We start from the raw sequence: 19,480 nt of genomic DNA, 5'->3' as shown, positions 1-19,480 counted from the left end.
ATTACTCATCCGGCAGCAGCTTCCAGCGCGGGTCGTCGTCAGGTAATGCGACCAGCGGCTGCACCACAGCGAGCGTGATCTCATTGGATGAGACGCGCTGGCCCTTCGCATCTTCCACCACCGCCGAGAGATGCCAGCGGTTTGTCGCCCCTTCAGCGTCATTCCAGGCAGGCATGATCACGCTCCAGCCGTCGGTGCTGTCACTTTTCCCCGGGGACGTCAGGCTCAATGCCTGGGTATCACCCTGCCAGTGGATCTGACGAATACCGTGAGTGCTGCGAACCTGCAGCTTCAGCATGACGGTTTCGCCCCCTTTGAGATCCCACGGCGGGGTTGCCAGCCAGACGGAGAGCGTTTTTCGCTGGCGGAACTCCATCACCGGCAGGCTGTTACGCTCCGGTGAATCATAGCGGCTTCCGCGCAGGGATCGCGTGGCCGCGACCTCTCCGGCGGAGAGCTGCTTAACCAGCGGCACGCCGAAGCGATAGTTGAGCTTCAGCCCGAGGTTATTCTGGCTCTCTCCGCTTTCGCCCTGCTTATGCCCGGCGGTCAGCGTCACCAGCGGCACGGGGGTATAGTTAAGCCCGAGATTGACCGCCACCGGGTTGTGATACCCGGTTCCGCTGTTGAAGAGGTCAACGTTGTCGCCAAAATATTGCTCAAAGCTGACGCTGGTGTTCAGGTGATGAAACCACGGCAGCCAGGCTTTGGCGGTCACGTCATATCCCCGCGCCATGCGCTGCTCCTGGACGTCAGAGCTGTCGCGCCAGCCGGCAAAAGGCTGATAATAGTTAGCCGACAGGCGCAGATTTTCTCCCCATAGCTCCGCGCCCAGCCCGGCACGCTGCAGGTTCTCATCCAGCAGGTTATCGTAAAAGGTGTTGTAGCCCAGCAGCCATTTTCCGGCCACCCAGCGCTGGCCGATTCCGGCGTTACTGACCAGGCCATCCGTTTGCTGCGTCAGGCCGAGCTGGCTCCAGCTCAGGTAACGGTTGTTATCGTTCCAGGGGATAAACCAGCTCCCGCTGCTGCCGTTGAATTTCCCGTCGTTATCCACCAGCAAATTGACGCTGGCATTCCCCCAGGGTGACAGCCAGGATTCAATCTGCTGGTTCACCTCGCCGCTCACCGCGTCACGCACCTGACCAAAGGCAAACTGCCGCGCCTGCTCGCCCGTAGTCAGGCCGTTGTCGGTCATACTGGCTTCACCAAAGGCTTTCGCCATTTCGGCGAGATGCTTTTCCCCCTCCCCGGTCGGGGCTGCCATACCGAGATCGGGGAGATTATCCCCGTTATTATCAAAGGGATTTTGTGCCTGCTGGATAAAGGAATTCGGCGCACCGTGAACGGCTCCGGCTGTAACGAGGGAGAGTAAAACCAGCGTTCGGAAAGGGGGAGAAACAGTCATCAATGTCGTAAGAATTACCCGGTGCTTACGTAAGAACACCAGGTACCTTAACGTGATTTCTCCCTCTTTGCAGCTTTACGGGGAATTTTCCGGAATTTCCTGAAACATTGTTTTGAGCTCAGGCACGCACGAACCGCAGTTCGTGCCGCACCGTAGCGTCGCCCCCAGCGCGATAACGGAACCGCAGCCTCCGGCAATCGCCTCCCGTATCGCGTTTTCTCCAACGCTGAAACAGCTGCAGATGATGCGCCCCGGATCTGTAACCTTCCCCACGCCCTGCCCGTTCAGCAGCGCATGGCGCTCAGCGGGCGTCGAGGGTGGTGACTGAAAAGCGGCTTCTATCACCGGATGCGCCAGATCGGGCAAGGCGGTGCCTTCCCAAAAACCCAGCATCAGATGGCCGTTATGCCAGGCCAGTACGCTGCTGCGTTCCCCGGTTTGCGCAACCTGCAGCTGCCAGCCCCGGCCGCTGGCATAGTCCATGACCCACGACAGCAGCGGCTTATCACCCGCTATCGTCATTCGCGAGGCTTTACGCCACCAGTGAACCGAAGAGGGGATTTCCGGCCATTCCCGGGCATAGAGCTCCCCCTGCCAGGCGGGCTGCCAGGGCATGATTCTGACGGCGGTTTGCTTACTCTCCGGCTGCCCGGAAGCCGGATCGACGCGCCCTTCCACCAGCGCGTTAACCTTTCCCTGGCGGGCAAACTCAGCGTTCCAGTGCATAGGAGCAAACGCTTCGCCTTCCCGTATTCCGTCGTTGATTCGTACTCTGGCCACCATCACGCCGCGCGGCGAGCCGATCCGCGCCAGCTGGCCGTCGCACAGTGAAAACCGAATGGCGTCTGCGGCGCAGACCTCAACAAACGGCTCCGCGATATGCTGCATCAGCCGGGGCACGTATCCCGTACGGGTCATGGTGTGCCACTGGTCGCGGATACGGCCAGTGTTGAGGATCGCCGGGTATAGCGCGGTAGCCGTCGCGCCGTGCGGCAGCGGATCGACAGGCACTACATTTCGGCGCGGTAAATTCCCCGTCGGCCACTGGTACGGCTCAAGCGTCTCCCACGCTTCACGGGTTAACCCCGCCAGTTCCTGAAGGTTCAACGCCCGCGCGCCGTCATTTTCAAACGCCGTCAGCGCCGCATGTTCGCAAAAAATCTCCTGCGGATGTTGCCAGGCAAAGGCCTCGCCGTAGCCCAGCCGTTTTGCAATCTGAGCCACGATCCACCAGTCCGGCTTCGCCTCACCCGGCGCGGGCAGAAACGCACGCTGGCGCGAAATGCGCCGCTCGGAATTGGTCACCGTGCCGTCCTTCTCCCCCCAGCCCAGCGCCGGAAAACGGATATGGGCGAACCGGCTGGTGTCGGTATCTTTCATCACCTCAGAGACAATCACCAGCGGACAGGCCGCCAGCGCCTGACACACCGCGTGGCTGTCCGGCAGCGATACGGCAGGATTGGTGCCCATGATCCACACCGCCTTCACCTCGCCGCGGGCGATGGCGTCAAACAGCTCCACCGCCATCAGCCCCGGCGTCTGCGCCAGCCGCTCCGTTCCCCAGAAACGCGCCACCCGTGAAAGATCGTCCAGCTCGAAACTCATATGCGCCGCCAGCTGGTTCGCCAGCCCACCTACTTCCCGGCCGCCCATGGCGTTTGGCTGTCCGGTCAGCGAAAACGGGCCGCAGCCCGGACGGTTGAACTTCCCGCTGGCAAGGTGAACGTTAATGATGGCGCTGCACTTGTCGCTGCCGCTGGAGGACTGGTTGATCCCCATGGTGTAGAGCGTTATCGCGCGAAGCGCGGTAACAAACCAGTCGTAAAAGGTACCAATATCCTCTGCCGGAAGGTCGCAAAACGCCGCCACGCGGGCAATCGGCCAATCATCAGTGCCCTGGATCAGATTGAGCAATCCCACAAACAGCCCGGCGTCGCTGCCGGGTTTAAGCGCCAGATGCAGGTCGGCAATATCGCAGGTAGCGGTTTTACGCGGGTCAATCACCACCACCTTCATCTGCGGATTGTTGTGCTTTGCCTGCACCAGACGCTGATAGAGCACCGGATGCGTCCAGGCCGCGTTCGAGCCAGCCAGCACCACCAGATCGCTGTTTTCCACATCCTCGTAGCTGCACGGCACCACGTCTTCGCCAAAGGCGCGCCTGTAGCCCACCACCGCCGAGGACATGCAGAGCCGGGAGTTGGTATCGATGTTCGCCGCGCCGATAAACCCTTTCATCAGCTTGTTGGCGGCATAGTAGTCCTCGGTTAACAGCTGGCCGGAGGCGTAAAACGCCACCGCCCGTGGCCCCCATGTGTCGATGATCTCCCGCAACCGCTCGCCCGCCGCGTTCAGCGCCTGGGACCAGTCCACCTCAAGTCCATCGACAACGGGGTACAGCAATCGCCCCTGCAAGCCCGTTGTCTCCCCCAGGGCCGATCCTTTCACGCACAGGCGGCCAAAGTTTGCAGGGTGGGTGTCGTCCCCCCGAACGCTGACCGCTCCATCCTCCACGCTGGCGATCACGCCGCAGCCGACCCCGCAGTAGGGGCACGTTGTCCTGGTTTCCGTCATGAGGCCTCCGCGCGCATCACCAGCTCTTCGTTGCCGACCCACACCTTGCCATTTTCAATTTTGACCGGCCAGGCGCGCACTGCGGGTTCGCCGTTCTCCACTTGACAGCCGTCGCGCAGGCGAATGCGCTGCTTGTAGAGCGGAGAAATAACCACCGGTTCGCCCGCCGCATCGCCGAGGATGCCGCGTGACAGCACGTTCGCGCGGCTGCCCGGCTCCAGGTCGTCCAGGGCATAAACAGTTTGACCAAAGCGGAACAGCGCGATCGGTTTACGGCCAAGACGCGCGCCAATGCCCGCCTGCTCCGGGATATCGTCAATGCCGCAGATTTCCTGCCAGCGCTTGCTTTCGTCCGACGGCGCGACGTTCACCGCGGTGCGGAACAGCGCCAGGCGGTCAGGATCGCTGAGCGTGGTTTGCCATTCGCACTGGTACGTCTCGACTACCCGGGCCATCTCCTGCTCCAGCTCGTGGGCGATGCCCAGGCTGTCGTTGAGGATCACCTCACGCAGATAGTCGAGGCCGCCCTCCAGGTTGTCCATCCAGGTGCTGGTGCGCTGCAGGCGATCCGCCGTGCGGATGTAGAACATCAGGAAACGGTCTACGGTGCGGATTAGCGTTTCGTCATCCAGATCGCTGGCGAAGAGATCCGCATGGCGAGGCTTCATCCCGCCGTTGCCGCACAGATAGAGGTTCCAGCCTTTGTCCGTGGCAATCACCCCCACGTCCTTGCTCTGCGCCTCCGCGCACTCGCGGGTGCAGCCGGAAACGGCCATTTTGATTTTGTGCGGGGCGCGCAGGCCCTTGTAGCGGTGCTCCAGCCTGACCGCGAGACCAGTGGAGTCCTGCACGCCGTAGCGGCACCAGGTCGACCCGACGCAGGATTTCACCGTGCGCAGGGATTTCCCGTAAGCGTGCCCGGTTTCAAACCCGGCCTCCACCAGCGCCTGCCAGATTTCCGGCAGCTGTTCCAGGGTGGCGCCAAACAGGTCGATACGCTGCCCGCCGGTGATTTTGCTGTACAGGCCGTAGCGTTTCGCAATCTGGCCGATGGCGATCAGCCCGTCGGCGGTCACTTCTCCTGCGGGCATGCGCGGCACGATGGAATACGTCCCGTCCTTCTGGATATTGGCGAAGTAGCGGTCGTTGGTATCCTGCAACGGCAGGTGCGCCGGTTTGAGCAGATACTCATTCCAGCAGGAGGCCAGCACTGACCCCACCAGCGGCTTACAGATCTCGCACCCGTGCCCCTGACCGTAGCGGCTGATGAGCTGCTCAAAGGTGCGGATATGGTTGACGCGCACCAGGTGATAAATTTCCTGGCGCGAGTACGGGAAGTGTTCGCAGATGTCCTTTTTCACCTCCACGCCCTGCTCGGCAAGCTGGAACTCCATCACCTGCTTCACCAGCGCGCTGCAGCCCCCGCAGCCGGTCGCCGCTTTGGTGCACTGCTTAACGGCGCCGATATCCGCTGCGCCCGCGCTCACCGCCCGGCAGATATCGCCTTTGCTGACGTTATGACACGAACAGATCTGCGCGCTTTCCGGCAGCGCCGCCACGCCCAGCGCTTTTGGCGCGCTGCCTGACAACGTGGGTAGTATCAGCGTTTCCGGCTCTTTCGGCAGGCTGATGCCGTTAAGCATCATCTGCACCAGCGTGGCGTATTCGCTGGCATCGCCCACCAGCACGCCGCCGAGCAGCGTTTTTCCGTCGTGGCTGACCACGATTTTCTTGTAGATTTGCTGCGGGCCGTGCGTCCACTGGTAGCTTAGCGCCCCCGGCGTGCGCCCGTGAGCATCGCCAAACGACGCCACGTCCACGCCGAGCAGCTTGAGCTTAGTGCTCATATCTGCCCCGGTGAAGGTTTTATCTTCGCCCGCGAGCGCGGCGGCGGCGACGCGCGCCATCTGGTAGCCCGGCGCCACCAGGCCAAAGATTTTCCCCTCCCACAGGGCGCATTCACCGATGGCAAACACGTTCGAATCGGAGGTCCGGCAGCCGTCGTCAATGCAGATCCCGCCGCGCTCGCCAATAGCCAGCCCGCTGCTGCGCGCCAGCGCGTCCTGAGGACGAATACCGGCAGAGAAGACCACCATGTCCGTTTCCAGCTGTTCACCGTCGGCGAAGCGCAGCACCAGCCCGTCGTCCGTCGCAGCAATTTCCGTGGTGGCCTTACTGGTGTGAACGCCAACGCCCAGCGCCTCGATTTTCCTGCGCAGCATCGCCGCGCCGTCATTATCAAGCTGCACCGCCATCAGATTGGGCGCAAACTCCACCACGTGCGTTTCCAGCCCGAGTTGCTTGAGGGCATTCGCCGCCTCCAGCCCGAGCAGGCCGCCGCCAATCACCACGCCACGACGCGAGCCCGCCGCGTGGGCCGCTATGTTGTCCAGGTCGTCAAGGGTGCGGTAGACAAAGCAGCCCGGCAGATCGTTGCCCGGTACCGGCGGTACGAACGGGTATGAGCCGGTCGCCAGCACCAGCTTGTCCCAGTGGGTCTCATGCCCGCTGGCGGTACGCACCACGCGCGCGTCGCGATCGATAGCGACGATCTGCTGCGAGAGGCGCAGCTCAATGCCGTTATCGGCAAAGAACTCCTCCTCCACCAGCGAGAGCGACGCCGCGCTTCGGCCGCCAAAGTATTCCGACAGATGCACGCGGTCATAGGCGGCATAGCGCTCCTCACCAAAGACAACGATCTGATACTGCTGATGCAGATTGCGGTTAACGCAGTCTTCGAGAAAATGATGGCCGACCATACCGTGCCCAACCACCACCAGAGTAGGTTTTGTCATAGCGTTCTGTCCTGCAACCTGCGGTTGCGTAGTGAAACGATCGAACAGCCAGTCCGCGCGTGCGGGCGCAGCCGTTGCCAGTAAATCGGTAAATGTTGCCGCGCTGCGGCAGTCGCCCATCAGCAGCACGCCAGCCAGCGCTCCCTGATGGATCAGTAACCGACGATAGTGACGGGTTAGCGGATCCCAGGAACTCCAGACCACGTCGTCCTCCTGCACCGTCGCGCGCCCGAGGCTGAACAGCTCCACGCCCGTAACCTTGAGGCGCACGCCGTTGTCGGTGAGGGCAAACGGCGCGGCTGTGTCACCCGCCAGCCGCGCGGCGAGAATATCCGCCTGCGTCATACAGGGCGCGACCAGGCCAAAGGTCTGGCCGTCAATTTCGCAGCACTCGCCAATGGCGTAGACGTCCGGTGCGGAGGTCCGCATCTGGCTATCCACCACGATGCCGCGCGCGCAGCGAACACCGCTGGCCTGCGCCAGCGCGACGTTGGGCTGCACGCCGGTCGCCAGCACCACGCGAGCGGCGGCGACGCGGCGTCCGTTGAGCAGCGTCACGCTATTCCCGTTAATCGCCGCGATGCCGGAGGCGAGTTCAGAGCGCACGCCCCGCGCCGCCAGCGCCTCTTCAAGCAGTACGCCCGCCTGCTGGTCCAGCTGCTGCTCCATCAGCCACGGGCCGCGATGAACGAGCGTGACGTTGTCACCTGAACGAGCCAGCGCTGCCGCCGTCTCTACGCCGAGCACGCCGCCCCCCAGCACCACCGCCGGACCGGCGATCGCCTGAATGGCGCGGGTATCCTCCAGGGTACGGAACGTGAAGACGTGCGGCGCATCGCCCCCAGGAATCGGCGGCACAAACGGCGTTGACCCGGTGGCAAATACCAGCGCATCCCAGCCCAGCGTGCGGGCGGTGGTTTGCACTTCCCGCGTGTCCACGTTCACGGCGAGTGCCTTTTCGCCCCTCAGCACCGTCACGCCGCGCTCCTGGTACCAGTGGTCATCCTGAAGGCAGATGCCCGCAGCCGTTTTTTCCCCCCCCAGCACCGGCGAAAGCTGGATGCGGTTATAGGCATGCTCCGGCTCGTCACCGATGACGGTGATAGCGAACCGACCGGAAGCTCGCCCGGTGAGCGAAGCAATCAGCCGGGTTGCCGCCATGCCATTCCCGATAATGACCAGTCGCATCAGCGCCCCCTCGTTACGCCGCTTTCGGCTGTTTTTCGTAGAGGAAATGGAGGATCTGCTGGCGCATGTGGTGATAGCGGCTGTCGTCCGCCAGCTGCACCCGGTTGCGCGGGCGCGGCAGGTCAACGCGGAGGATCTCCCCGACGGTGGCCGCCGGGCCGTTGGTCATCATCAGCACGCGATCGGAGAGCAGCACCGCCTCGTCCACGTCGTGGGTAATGAGCACGATGGTGGTGTTCAGCGCCTGCTGGATCTGCATCACCGAGTCCTGCAGATGGGCGCGCGTCAGCGCATCCAGCGCGCCGAACGGCTCATCCATCAGCAATACTTTCGGCTTCATCGCCAGCGCGCGGGCAATCCCGACGCGCTGCTTCATGCCGCCGGAGATCTCCCCCGGACGCTTGTGCAGCGCGTGGCCCATCTGCACGCGGTCGAGGTTGTGCTCGATCCACTCTTTGCGCTCGGCCTTGCTCATGGTGTGACGGAACACCTGATCCACCGCCAGCGCCACGTTGTCGAAGCAGGTCAGCCACGGCAGCAGCGAATGGTTCTGGAACACCACCGCGCGCTCGGGCCCCGGCCCGGCGATTTCGCGGTTGTCGCAAATCAGCCCGCCTTCCGTCGGCAGCGCGATCCCGGCGATGAGGTTAAGCAGCGTCGACTTGCCGCAGCCGGAGTGGCCGATAAGACTCACGGTTTCGCCCTCGTGGATATCAAAAGAGACGTTCTGCAGCGCCAGAAACTCGCCGCTGGCGGTGGAAAAACGCTGGCTCACGGCCTGGATCTGAATTAATGGTTTCATGTTCGCTCCTTATTTTTCCTGCCAGCTAAAGCGACGGGCGATCAGCATCAGCCCCTGCTCCAGCAGCAACCCGACCACGCCGATGATGACGATGGCGATCAGAATGTTTTCGACGTTGAGGTTGTTCCACTCGTTCCAGATCCAGAAGCCGATACCCAGCCCCCCGGTGAGCATCTCGGCGGCGACAATCACCAGCCAGGCGATGCCGATGGAGAGGCGCACCCCGGTCAGTACAGCGGGTAGCACAGCCGGGAAGAGTATGCGGCGCATGATCGTCCACTCGGAAAGCTGCAATACGCGGGCGACGTTGAGGTAGTCCTGCGGAATGCGGCGCACGCCTTCGGCGGTGTTGATCACCATCGGCCAGATAGAGCAGATGAAAATGGTCCAGCTCGACGCGGGCTCCGCTTTCTGGAACAGCAGCAGGCCGATGGGCAGCCAGGCCAGCGGGCTGACCGGGCGCAGAAGCGCAATCAGCGGATTGAACATGCGCGAGAAAAAGGTGAAGCGGCCAATCAAAAAGCCCAGCGGAATACCCGCCAGCGCAGCCAGGCCAAAGCCGATGGCGACGCGCTGCAGTGAAGCAAGCACGTTCCAGCCAATGCCCATATCGTTAGGCCCGTCGCGATAAAACGGGTCGGCAAACAGGGTAATGGCGGAATCAAGCGTGCTGAGCGGCGTCGGGAAGCCTTTGCTGTTTATCGCCGCCAGTTGCCAGAGCACCACCAGCAGCCCGAGGCCAAGCAGCGCCGGAATAACGCGCTGGAAAAAGTCGTTCATCCGGCGCGCTAACGCGGGCGGGCGGCGGCGAACCTGTACCGGAGGCAGGACAATCACTTCCCCGCTCTCTGGCGTCTCTTGTGGTTTCGTGTTTTGCAGATGCGGCATAATCAGGCCCCTTTACGGTGAATGGCGAAACGGCTGGCGTACCCTTCCGGATCGGTGCCGTTCCAGACGGTGCCGTCCATCAGCGTGCTGCTGCGGAACGGTGATGACGGCGTGGACACGCCGCCGACGGCGGTGGCGGCATCCTGCCAGACCGCGGTCTGGTTGATGCGCTGCGCGATGCCCGCGTAGTCCGGCGCGGCTTTGAGCAAGCCCCAGCGGCGGAACTGGGTTAAGAACCACATGCCGTCGGAGAGATACGGGTAGCTCACAGCCCCCTCGTTGAAGAAGCGGATCGGGTGCGCGTCCTGCCAGCGCTGGCCCAGGCCGTTGTCGTACTCGCCGAGCATGCGCCCGGTGAGATACTGTTCTTTGCAGTTGAGCCACGCCCGGCGAGAGAGGATCTGCGCGGTTTCGCGTTTGTTTTCCGGGGACGCCTCGATCCAGCGCGCGGCCTCCAGCACCGCGCTCACCAGCGCCCGGGCGGTGTGCGGGTTTTTCTCCACCCAGTCGCGACGCGTGCCGAGGATCTTTTCCGGATGATCGGCCCAGATGGACTGCGACGTGGCGGCGGTAAAGCCGATACGGTCGTTAATCGCCCGCGCGTTCCACGGCTCGCCGACGCAGAAGCCCACCATGTTGCCGATGCGCATGTTCATCACCATCTGCGGCGGCGGCACCACCACCGTGCGCACGTCGTCAAAGGGGTTAATGCCCGCGCTGGCCAGCCAGTAGTAAAGCCACATGGCATGCGTCCCGGTCGGGAAGGTGTGCGCGAAGGTGTAGGTTCCCGGCGCCTGCTGCCCGATCAGCGTTTTCAGCCCGTCGAGATCGCGAACGCCCTTCTCCGCCAGATCGCTTGAAAGCGTGATGGCCTGGCCGTTCTGATTGAGCGTCATCAGGTTCGCCATCTGCTGCGGCTTGCCGGCGATGCCCAGCTCCAGCCCGTACAGCAGACCGTAAAGAATGTGTGCGGCGTCCAGTTCTCCCGCCACCAGCTTGTCGCGCACCGCCGCCCAGCTCGCCTCTTTGGTGGGAACGATGGTGATACCGTATTTTTTATCAAAGCCTTTTAACGCTGCGATAACCACCGGCGCGCAGTCGGTCAGCGGAATAAACCCAACGCGCACCGTCTCCTGTTCCGGTTTATCTGAGCCAGCCGCCCAGGCAGCCTGCATAACACCCGGTAACAGCGCTGCACCACTCGCCAGCATGCTGGCCTGCAAAAATCGCCGTCTCGACAAATCCGCCATAACCGCTCCCGAAAAAAAGCCAAAAAAAAGCGCCCGCCGTGCCGAAGCACCGCTGGACGCCTTTATCCCGAAGACGGATGCACCGCCGTTGGCGCACCGTCAAAAATGGTTAATTAAATAATGCAAAGCCAGTGCCAGGTTTAAAGACCCTCTTTCAGGGCCGAAAACCGGGTTTTGCCCGCGTTCACGCACCTCAATCAGGCATAAAATGCCCGCTGATTGTGCAGCTACTCCTTTGGTGTTACCTGCCAGACGCTCTTCACCGTAAGCAGCGCGCGGGCGATATCGACCATGCGCTGGTTCTTGTCCATCGCCATTTTGCGCAGCGTTGTCCAGGCCTGTTCTTCACTCATGTTCTGGTGGGTCATCAGCACGCTTTTGGCTTTATCAATGGTTTTGCGCTCCTCAAGCATATCGCGCAGCGACGCGAGCTGGCGGGAAAGCTGCTCTATCTCTCGTGCCTGCTGGCGAACCAGGGTCAGCAGCGGTTTATCCGGGTAGTGCGCCAGCGGATCGTCCTGTTCATCCCCGGGAAGCGGGTATGCCTCGTCGCGCTGAATACGCTCATCCACCGCGACCATCAGATCGGCGATGATCGTCTCCTCCAGCGCGCGCAAATGCTCCAGCCGCGCCGTTTGCAGCGCAAACCAGACGAGTGCGGTATGGCCATTGTCTGCAGCAGGCTGGCGGGTACAGGCCACGCGCCGGAGTTGCTCCGTCTCACGATCGGGCTGACAATTAAGGGAGAACGAAGTCTGCACGTCGGCCTGGCTGTGGGAGAGAAAGATCTCAAAGCAGGCCTGCTGCCCGTCAATGCGGTCAACCAGCCGCTGGCGGGTCACATCATCGAAAAAGCCCTGCGTGAAGCCAATTGCCCCCAGGGCCCGCTCTTGTCCCGCCAGCTCTTTCCCCTGCATCAGGCTATATAGCGCGACGAAACGGCCCGCGATTTGCGGGTCGTCAATGCTGTCATTAAGCTGCGGTACAATACTGAGCAGGTGGCGCAGCATGCGGGAGTAGTGCTCCATTGCCTGCGGAGCCGTTAGCGTTTGCCGATTTACACCGTCGCGCAGTGCGGGAAGCGTCTCCAGCGTCAGCAGCGCATTGCCGATACGTTCGCAAACGGCGCTTCCCGGAAAGGCGGACTGTTTTCCAAGAATGTCGTTCAGTGCGGCAAGGTTTTCGTCCACCAGCGCCCGGCTGGCTTTGCATTCAGGCGCATAGAGCTTACCCTGTGAGCAGAGCCAGACGTTAGATGCGCCGCGCTCGCACTGGAGCATATGCACCAGCTGGCTAATACCGCGTACCAGCACGTTCAGCTGCGCCAGCCTGCTGAGCTGCTCCCGGCGCATCCGCCTTGCGCGCTGGAGCCATTCGGTTGCACCTGGCGAAATGCCGGCCATTAATGTCATGCTTACTCTCCCGGACAGCGAAACTCCGGGGAAATTAAGCAATATTCGTGCCTTTATAAGAACAGGAGTCAACATGCAGAAGATTGTGATCGTCGCCAACGGTGCGGCCTACGGCAGCGAATCCCTTTTCAACAGCCTGCGCCTGGCGATCGCGCTACGCGAAAAAGAGAGCGACCTGGTATTGCGGATATTTTTAATGTCCGATGCCGTGACCGCCGGGCTGAAGGGTCAAAAACCGGCGGAAGGCTACAACATTCAGCAGATGCTGGAGATCCTGACCGCGCAGGACGTGCCGGTAAAACTCTGTAAGACCTGCACCGACGGGCGCGGCATTACCGGGCTGCCGCTGATCGAGGGCGTAGAAATCGGTACGCTGGTTGAACTGGCCGAATGGACGCTGACCGCGGATAAAGTATTAACTTTTTAATAATAAACCCGTAAAAATATTATTTTCTTATGGACGCGGTTTCAGCATCAAGTTTACCTGCGGGGTTGCCGATAGGCATGGAAACAACACAGCAGGTATTTCACTTATGTTCAGATCCATTCGCGCACGCATTATCGCCGCGACGACAGGCTGCCTCGTCGTCGCCCTTCTTCTCAATACCGTAATTAACTTCCAGGTCACGCGCCAGGATAACCAGCACTCCCAGCGCGATATTCTGACCAGCACCCGCACCAGCCACAACATGGCGATTGCCGACTGGGTCAAAAGCAAAATGACGGTGATTACCTCCGCGCAGAGCATCGCGCTGGCTGACGATCCGGTTCCGGTGTTTAAGCAGCTTGCCCAGGCGGGCGGTTTCACCAACGTTTACGTGGGCTACGCCAGCAAGACGGCGAAATTCTCCGACCCGACAGGCGTCCCGGCGGATTATGACCCCACCGTTCGTCCCTGGTATCAACAGGTGGTGAGCACGGACGGCCCGGTGGTAACGGCACCCTACGTTGATGCCGGGACCGGGAAGCTGGTGGTCACGTTTGCCGTGCCGGTGAAAGAGAATGGCGCTCTGAAAGCGGTGGTGGCGGGCGATGTCGCCATGGATAGCGTGGTGGCGAACGTGCGCGGGATCCACCCCACGCCGGCCAGCAGCGGGTTGCTTCTGAACAGCGACGGCACGGTGATTGCCGCCAACGAGCCGGCCCTGACGCTGAAGCCGTTTGACGAGACGATCAAAGGCATCGACCTTGCGGCGCTGAAGAGCGGTAATCCGGTCGACGGAACGCTGAATGACGAGGAAAAAACCTTTATCGCCTCAGCCGTGCCGGGCACGAACTGGCTCCTGGTCGTCGCCCTCGACAGCAGCGATGCCACCTCCGGCATGCGTTCCCTGCTGAAAGCGTCGGCGATTTCGCTGGTGATCCTCGCACTCCTGAGCGGCGCCATTGTTCACGTCCTGATTGCCCGCCTGCTGAAGCGCCTGTCCGACATTCGTGACGCGATGCACAACATTGCCAACGGCACTAACGATCTGTCCCAGCGCCTGCCGGACAGCGGCGATGACGAAGTGGCGCAAATTGCGCAGGCGTTTAACGCCTTCAGCGATAAGCTCTCGGTGGTAATGGTTCAGCTCCGCGACGCCAGCGCCTCGGTGAAAAACGCCGCGCAGGAGATTGCGGCAGGTAACCAGGATCTCTCCGGACGTACCGAGCAGGCGGCGTCCAGCCTTCGCGAAACCGCCAGCGCCGTGGAAGAGATCACCGCCTCTGTCACCCAGTCGAATGAATCGGCAGCAGAAGCCAACGACCAGGCCAGCAAGGCCTCTGCCGCCGCAGCGCGCGGCGGTGAAGTGGTTTCGCAGGCCATCAGCACCATGCAGTCCATCGAAGTGGCGTCCGCTAAGATTGGCGATATCACCAGCGTGATCGACGGCATCGCCTTCCAGACCAACATTCTGGCGCTGAACGCCTCCGTCGAGGCGGCGCGTGCCGGTGAGCAGGGCCGCGGGTTCGCCGTGGTTGCCGGTGAAGTGCGGAACCTCGCCAGCCGCAGCGCCCAGGCGGCGAAAGAGATCAAATCGCTTATCGACTCCACCACCGACAGCGTGGCCACCGGCTCGCGCTACGTGCATCTGGCCGGGGTAAGCATGGATGAGATCCGCTCCAGCATCGGCAGCGTCTCCGGCATCATGCGCGAGATCTCGATTGCCACCAGCGAGCAGATGAAAGGCATTCACGAGATCAACCACGCGGTGACCCATCTCGACAGAATGGTGCAGCAGAATGCCGAGCTGGTGGTGCAGTCCGCCGCGGCCGCCAGCGCATTGCAAAGCCAGGCGGGCGACCTTGCTGAAACCGCCGGCCATTTCCGCATTTAATTTTCTTCAGGCACGCGTTAAACAGGGTAAACGCGCGTCCGCTGAAAGGTTTCAGGAATTTTGTCATTTTTGTTTAATCGTTATGCCATTTTTTGATCAAAATCAGCATCCCTCGCTCCCCGCTTTGGTGTTATGCAATGAGTATTTTGTGAACAACATCACGCTCGGGATGGGCAAAATCGACGGGGTAGAAAATGGCACTGGTGAAAACAAGTTTGAAACTGTTTGGCGGGGATACGGTGGTGGTGCGTTGCTCAGAGCGCTGTCGTATTCATCTGATGAGTGCGAAAGCACAGAAGCAATCCCAGGCGGATATTCTGACCGTGCAGGATGACAAGGCCTGGCTTACCGTGCCGTATACCGGCACGTGGGATGTGCTGATCGACAGCCACAGCCAGTCGCTGGAGCATTCGGTCAGCTACGTGGCAGCGTAATTTAAACGCCCGGCTCGCCGGGCGTATTCTCAGGCAAAACCCGGTCGCAGCGTGCTGTTGAGCGGGTTCCCTTCCAGCAGCGCCTTCACTTTCACCACCAGCTCATTCAGACAATCGTCCTGCATGCCGAGGCGGGTCAGCTCCTGATCGAGGGAGAAGAGATATTGCGCGTTGGTGCCCAGCGGCCCGCTGGCGGCGGCAATTAACGGGGCAATCACCTGCGTGCGGGTGTCCGCTTCATACAGCGGGTGGCGCGGATCCATAATAAATACCAGCGCGTTAACGGTGCGCCCGTCGTCGAGCTCCAGCTTGCACCAGCTCGGCATATAGCAGCCGGTGATCATCTCGCGCTTCCAGAGCAGCGTCAGCTCCTCTTCGAGCGTGGCATCCGGAAGGCGATACGCGACGCCCGTGGTGCGTCCGCCCTCTTTTAGTGCAAGCATGCGCCCTGGCTGACAGGCACTGCCGCGTCCGGCCGTCAGGCGCAGGCAAAATGCGCGATGCCAGCCGGGCAGCGTGCCGGTTGCCGATTCAACAAATTCGAGAGCCGGGTTCCACATCAGTGAACCGTAGCCAAAAATCCATACCGGGCCATCATCCGGGCGGCAGGCAAGCGTAGCAGCGAGCGACGCCGCACGTTGTTCAGCTGACCAGAGAAGCGATTCCTCAATAGCACCAAATGCCGTCTTACAATCTGCCTTCATTAAGAAATCACGCGTTAACACTTTACACCTCCGCCACTGCATGCTTCCTTGCGACATCTGTAATTCGCCTTCCCGGCATTCTGTGCTGGTCATTTTGCCAGCAGTCAAATTACGATAAGCAATTAGCGGACCAGTTGCAATACAACGGAAGTTCAACCGCCTGAAAAGTCAAAATGAAGGCAGCGAATAATTTCACGGCTATTTCTTTTTATGCCATTTATCATCGTCTCCTTTCTCATAGTCATGTTTTACTGCGGCCCAGGCGACCTTGTGCGCCGTCTCTTCCCGGCTGGCATCATCCCGCCGATCGTCTTTATCTTTGTACTGATCCCAGGCGCTGTTAAACGCTTCTTTGTAGATATCCTGCGCGTGTTCGGGCAGGACGTTTTTCACGTTATCGGGTAATTCGCGTTTCGTTTTATATGGCATCACTAACCTCTCTTTTGCCTAAAGAGTTAAGTGTGGACGACGATACGCCGGTGTGCCAGCCGGTCATAAACAATGAACGGATGAATTTCATAATTCATTGTTATTAAATATATATTTAAAAGAAATATCTTATTATAGGCATTAAACAAGAAAACCATAACAAAGGGTAAAATTAAGTAAAAAATAAAGGTTATTTAACAGATTTCTGTTAATTTATTGCCATTAAAATCTATCTATAATTACAAGCACCTGCATTGATGGAGAAGCACATGACAGCAACACACGAGGCGGTAAAGACCCGCCACAAGGAGACGTCTCTCATTTTCCCGGTTCTGGCACTGGCTGTGCTGCTCTTCTGGGGAAGCAGTCAGTCACTGCCAGTGGTGGTTGGTATCAATATTCTTGCCCTGGTCGGTATCTTAACCAGCGCATTTAGCGTCGTTCGCCATGCGGACGTATTAGCCCACCGCCTGGGCGAGCCTTATGGCTCTTTAATTCTCAGCCTTTCCGTCGTTATTCTCGAAGTCAGCCTGATTTCCGCGTTGATGGCAACCGGCGATGCCGCCCCGACCCTGATGCGCGATACGCTTTACTCCATCATTATGATTGTGACGGGCGGCCTGGTAGGCTTCTCTCTGTTACTGGGCGGACGCAAATTTGCGACCCAGTACATGAATCTTTTCGGCATTAAACAGTATCTGATTGCCCTCTTCCCGCTGGCCATCATCGTGCTGGTCTTCCCGATGGCGCTGCCGGGCGCAAACTTCTCCACCGGCCAGGCGCTGCTGGTCGCGCTGATTTCCGCCGCCATGTACGGCGTGTTCCTGCTCATTCAGACCAAAACGCACCAGAGCCTGTTTGTGTATGAGCATGAAGACGACAGCGACGACGATGACCCGCACCACGGCAAGCCGTCGGCCCACAGCAGCGCGTGGCACACGGTTTGGCTGATCGTGCATCTGATTGCGGTTATCGCGGTCACCAAGATGAACGCCAACCCGCTGGAGACGCTGTTAACCGAACTGAACGCGCCGGTGGCCTTTACCGGTTTCCTGGTGGCGCTGCTGATCCTCTCCCCTGAGGGTTTAGGTGCGCTGAAGGCGGTGCTGAACAATCAGGTGCAGCGTGCGATGAATCTGTTCTTCGGCTCCGTGCTGGCGACCATTTCACTCACCGTGCCGGTGGTGACGCTGATTGCCTTTATGACCGGTAACGAGCTGCAGTTTGCGCTGGGCGCGCCGGAGATGATTGTAATGGTGGCCTCGCTGCTGCTGTGCCAGATTTCATTCTCCACTGGCCGCACCAATGTCCTGAACGGCGCGGCGCATATGGCGCTGTTTGTAGCGTATTTGATGACAATTTTTGCGTAGTCTTTTTGCCCAGCGGCGCTTCGCTTACCCGGCAATATGTCCCATAAAAAAACCCGCCGAAGCGGGTTTTTTTATTAGTTGCTGGTATCCAGCTCGTCGAAGCTTTTCACCAGATCGTCAATCGCTTTGATCTGCTTCAGGAACGGCTCCAGCTTATCCAGCGGCAGCGCGGATGGGCCATCGCATTTCGCGTTAGCCGGATCCGGGTGCGCTTCAATGAACAGACCTGCCAGGCCGGTCGCCATACCGGCGCGCGCCAGCTCGGTCACCTGAGCACGACGGCCGCCAGAGGCTGCACCAAACGGGTCGCGGCACTGCAGCGCGTGGGTCACGTCGAAGATCACCGGCGACTGGTTAGAGACGTTCTTCATCACGCTGAAGCCCAGCATGTCCACCACCAGGTTGTCGTAACCGAAGTTAGCGCCACGGTCGCACAGAATAATCTTGTCGTTACCGCCTTCGATAAACTTATCAACGATGTTACCCATCTGGCCAGGGCTCACGAACTGCGGTTTTTTCACGTTGATCACGGCACCGGTTTTCGCCATCGCGGCAACCAGGTCGGTTTGACGCGCCAGGAACGCCGGAAGCTGGATTACGTCTACCACGTCTGCCACAGGCTGCGCCTGCCAGGACTCATGCACGTCGGTGATCACTTTCACGCCAAACGTCTGCTTCAGCTCCTGGAAAATTTTCATCCCCTCTTCCAGGCCAGGGCCACGGTAAGAGTTGATGGAGGAGCGGTTGGCTTTGTCAAAAGAGGCTTTAAACACGTACGGAATGCCCAGCTTCTGGGTCACGGTCACGTAGTGCTCGCAGATACGCATGGCGAGATCGCGGGACTCCAGCACGTTCATACCGCCAAACAGCACGAACGGCAGGTCGTTTGCTACCTTGATATCACCAATGCTAACCACTTTTTGTTTCATAGGATCGCCTTATTCAGGTGTGAATCGGAATTAAGATTAATGCAGTGTAATTTGTTTGTGCGAGATCGCGTTGATCTGCGCGCGAATCATTTCGCTAATCGGATCTTCCGGGCACTGCTCGACGAAATAGCTCAGATCGTTCAGCGCCACGTGCTCGCAGTCGAGCTGGGCATAGATAAGCCCGCGGTCGCGAATTTCGTACGGATCTTCCGGATTAAACTGCAGCAGCACTTCACTGGCACGCAAGGCCAGCTCCATCTGACGCTCTTCCATCAGCGCTGACTTCAGCGTATCCAGCAGCTTGCGAATGACTTCGGCGTTGTCGGCTTCGTCGAGATCTTCGTTAAAGAGCTCGGCCACCGGGCTGATGTTGCCTTTCAGCCAGACGTCCAGCGTATGCTCGTCCAGCGTGTCGCCGTTAAACGGATTAATGAGCCACATCTCACCGTCCAGCCACTCCGCACGCAGGATCATCTGCGTCGGGAAAATAACCGGCACCAGCGGAATATCCAGGCGGTGCGCAACCCACAGCAAAATAGAGCCCAGCGCAACGGCGCTGCCCTGACGATTTTTTAAGACCTGGTCCAGCCATAATGCGTCAGACAGGCGATACACGCCACGCGTGTCGCAGAAACCCCATTCGCCGTAGAAAAGCTCCAGAAGCTTCTCTAATTGCCAGTCCTGCGGGCGCGCCTGATTGATCTCTTCACGCGCCAGGCTGACCAGATTCTCCAGCTCATCGTAGACGTACTGCGACGTAAAATCGTCGCGTATCATCTCAGAAATCAGGATCATGCCATCGCAAAGCGGCACTTTATTAAATTCGAAATCGGCTAAGGACCTCATGACTTACCCCAGTAACGACTGAGCGAACAATGACGCTCAGGCGCGATAAAACTCAAAACGATGTAGATGATAACGCCAAACTGCCTTTCAGTCAGCCTTACGCCTTTATCAGTAAATGGCAGATACCCGGCAC

General features: G+C 60.0%; 15 protein-coding genes and 1 pseudogene. 4 read left to right on the top strand and 12 right to left on the bottom strand.

The features are described from left to right. Position 1 precedes the first annotated feature (1 nt). From INF77_RS13025 to nasR, 7 genes are all read right to left on the bottom strand, one after another. Complete coding sequence (locus tag INF77_RS13025) at positions 2–1,408, bottom strand: YchO/YchP family invasin (protein WP_150144074.1); 1,407 nt, start codon at positions 1,406–1,408, stop codon at positions 2–4. Between the two features lie 75 nt (positions 1,409–1,483). Next, a complete protein-coding gene (locus tag INF77_RS13020; protein WP_193532732.1) occupies positions 1,484–3,982 on the bottom strand; it encodes a nitrate reductase in 2,499 nt (832 codons plus the stop codon). Continuing rightward, positions 3,979–7,965, bottom strand: a complete 3,987-nt coding sequence (nirB, locus tag INF77_RS13015) for a nitrite reductase large subunit NirB (RefSeq protein ID WP_193532733.1) — start codon at positions 7,963–7,965, stop codon at positions 3,979–3,981. Before nirB ends, INF77_RS13020 begins: the two co-directional genes overlap by 4 nt. Before the next feature lie 13 nt (positions 7,966–7,978). Further along, positions 7,979–8,767 (bottom strand): ABC transporter ATP-binding protein, encoded by a 789-nt coding sequence (locus INF77_RS13010; RefSeq protein WP_153657319.1) that lies wholly within the window; start codon positions 8,765–8,767, stop codon positions 7,979–7,981. A 9-nt stretch (positions 8,768–8,776) separates the two neighbouring features. Beyond that, positions 8,777–9,655 carry a nitrate ABC transporter permease gene (gene ntrB / locus INF77_RS13005; RefSeq protein WP_028013452.1) on the bottom strand — a complete coding sequence of 293 codons (879 nt, stop codon included), beginning with the start codon at positions 9,653–9,655 and terminating at the stop codon, positions 8,777–8,779. A gap of 2 nt (positions 9,656–9,657) precedes the next feature. Further along, a complete protein-coding gene (locus INF77_RS13000; protein ID WP_062935728.1) occupies positions 9,658–10,905 on the bottom strand; it encodes a CmpA/NrtA family ABC transporter substrate-binding protein in 1,248 nt (415 codons plus the stop codon). Between the two features lie 227 nt (positions 10,906–11,132). Further along, positions 11,133–12,317: a nitrate regulatory protein NasR gene (nasR, locus tag INF77_RS12995; RefSeq protein WP_193532734.1), complete on the bottom strand. Its 1,185-nt coding sequence runs from the start codon at positions 12,315–12,317 to the stop codon at positions 11,133–11,135. Positions 12,318–12,390: 73 nt separating this feature from the next. On the opposite strand from nasR, the gene INF77_RS12990 reads away from it, so the two are divergent. From INF77_RS12990 to INF77_RS12980, 3 genes are all read left to right on the top strand, one after another. After that, positions 12,391–12,744, top strand: a complete 354-nt coding sequence (locus INF77_RS12990) for a DsrE/DsrF/TusD sulfur relay family protein (protein ID WP_028013455.1) — start codon at positions 12,391–12,393, stop codon at positions 12,742–12,744. A gap of 106 nt (positions 12,745–12,850) precedes the next feature. Further along, the gene (locus INF77_RS12985) at positions 12,851–14,635 is read left to right on the top strand and encodes a methyl-accepting chemotaxis protein (RefSeq protein WP_193532735.1); all 1,785 of its coding nucleotides are present in this window, start codon (positions 12,851–12,853) and stop codon (positions 14,633–14,635) included. A 194-nt stretch (positions 14,636–14,829) separates the two neighbouring features. Then, complete coding sequence (locus tag INF77_RS12980; RefSeq protein WP_013096243.1) at positions 14,830–15,069, top strand: DUF1883 domain-containing protein; 240 nt, start codon at positions 14,830–14,832, stop codon at positions 15,067–15,069. A 29-nt stretch (positions 15,070–15,098) separates the two neighbouring features. Here the strand turns inward: INF77_RS12980 and INF77_RS12975 are convergent, their stop codons facing one another. Continuing rightward, a complete protein-coding gene (locus INF77_RS12975; RefSeq protein ID WP_028013457.1) occupies positions 15,099–15,794 on the bottom strand; it encodes a gamma-glutamylcyclotransferase in 696 nt (231 codons plus the stop codon). A gap of 177 nt (positions 15,795–15,971) precedes the next feature. Further along, complete coding sequence (chaB, locus tag INF77_RS12970; protein ID WP_014884191.1) at positions 15,972–16,202, bottom strand: putative cation transport regulator ChaB; 231 nt, start codon at positions 16,200–16,202, stop codon at positions 15,972–15,974. A 269-nt stretch (positions 16,203–16,471) separates the two neighbouring features. On the opposite strand from chaB, the gene chaA reads away from it, so the two are divergent. Then, positions 16,472–17,572 carry a sodium-potassium/proton antiporter ChaA gene (gene chaA / locus INF77_RS12965; protein ID WP_008499517.1) on the top strand — a complete coding sequence of 367 codons (1,101 nt, stop codon included), beginning with the start codon at positions 16,472–16,474 and terminating at the stop codon, positions 17,570–17,572. Positions 17,573–17,646: 74 nt separating this feature from the next. Here chaA and kdsA read toward each other — a convergent pair whose 3' ends face one another. The 3 genes and pseudogenes from kdsA to INF77_RS23240 form a co-directional block, all read right to left on the bottom strand. Beyond that, entirely contained in the window at positions 17,647–18,501 is an 855-nt protein-coding gene (gene kdsA / locus INF77_RS12960) for a 3-deoxy-8-phosphooctulonate synthase (protein WP_028013459.1), read from the bottom strand. A gap of 36 nt (positions 18,502–18,537) precedes the next feature. Then, positions 18,538–19,347 carry an invasion regulator SirB1 gene (sirB1, locus tag INF77_RS12955; RefSeq protein WP_028013460.1) on the bottom strand — a complete coding sequence of 270 codons (810 nt, stop codon included), beginning with the start codon at positions 19,345–19,347 and terminating at the stop codon, positions 18,538–18,540. A gap of 41 nt (positions 19,348–19,388) precedes the next feature. Next, a pseudogene (locus INF77_RS23240) lies at positions 19,389–19,478 on the bottom strand (siroheme synthase); the annotation flags it as partial. Between the last annotated feature and the right edge of the window lie 2 nt (positions 19,479–19,480).

The sequence above is a fragment of the Enterobacter cloacae complex sp. P1B genome (assembly GCF_014982345.1).
Lineage (GTDB): Bacteria > Pseudomonadota > Gammaproteobacteria > Enterobacterales > Enterobacteriaceae > Enterobacter > Enterobacter bugandensis.
The sequence above is the reverse complement of the archived record's forward strand: the minus strand, read 5'-3'. Positions and strand labels throughout refer to the sequence as shown.

Bases quoted from the DNA above. Each gene is read 5' to 3' on its own strand.
- INF77_RS13025 (WP_150144074.1), bottom strand. From the start codon at position 1,408: ATGACTGTTTCTCCCCCTTTCCGAACGCTGGTTTTACTCTCCCTCGTT.
- INF77_RS12980 (WP_013096243.1), top strand. From the start codon at position 14,830: ATGGCACTGGTGAAAACAAGTTTGAAACTGTTTGGCGGGGATACGGTG.
- INF77_RS12990 (WP_028013455.1), top strand. From the start codon at position 12,391: ATGCAGAAGATTGTGATCGTCGCCAACGGTGCGGCCTACGGCAGCGAA.
- chaB (WP_014884191.1), bottom strand. From the start codon at position 16,202: ATGCCATATAAAACGAAACGCGAATTACCCGATAACGTGAAAAACGTC.
- nirB (WP_193532733.1), bottom strand. From the start codon at position 7,965: ATGCGACTGGTCATTATCGGGAATGGCATGGCGGCAACCCGGCTGATT.
- INF77_RS13010 (WP_153657319.1), bottom strand. From the start codon at position 8,767: ATGAAACCATTAATTCAGATCCAGGCCGTGAGCCAGCGTTTTTCCACC.
- nasR (WP_193532734.1), bottom strand. From the start codon at position 12,317: ATGACATTAATGGCCGGCATTTCGCCAGGTGCAACCGAATGGCTCCAG.
- INF77_RS13000 (WP_062935728.1), bottom strand. From the start codon at position 10,905: ATGGCGGATTTGTCGAGACGGCGATTTTTGCAGGCCAGCATGCTGGCG.
- chaA (WP_008499517.1), top strand. From the start codon at position 16,472: ATGACAGCAACACACGAGGCGGTAAAGACCCGCCACAAGGAGACGTCT.
- INF77_RS12985 (WP_193532735.1), top strand. From the start codon at position 12,851: ATGTTCAGATCCATTCGCGCACGCATTATCGCCGCGACGACAGGCTGC.
- kdsA (WP_028013459.1), bottom strand. From the start codon at position 18,501: ATGAAACAAAAAGTGGTTAGCATTGGTGATATCAAGGTAGCAAACGAC.
- INF77_RS13020 (WP_193532732.1), bottom strand. From the start codon at position 3,982: ATGACGGAAACCAGGACAACGTGCCCCTACTGCGGGGTCGGCTGCGGC.
- sirB1 (WP_028013460.1), bottom strand. From the start codon at position 19,347: ATGAGGTCCTTAGCCGATTTCGAATTTAATAAAGTGCCGCTTTGCGAT.
- ntrB (WP_028013452.1), bottom strand. From the start codon at position 9,655: ATGCCGCATCTGCAAAACACGAAACCACAAGAGACGCCAGAGAGCGGG.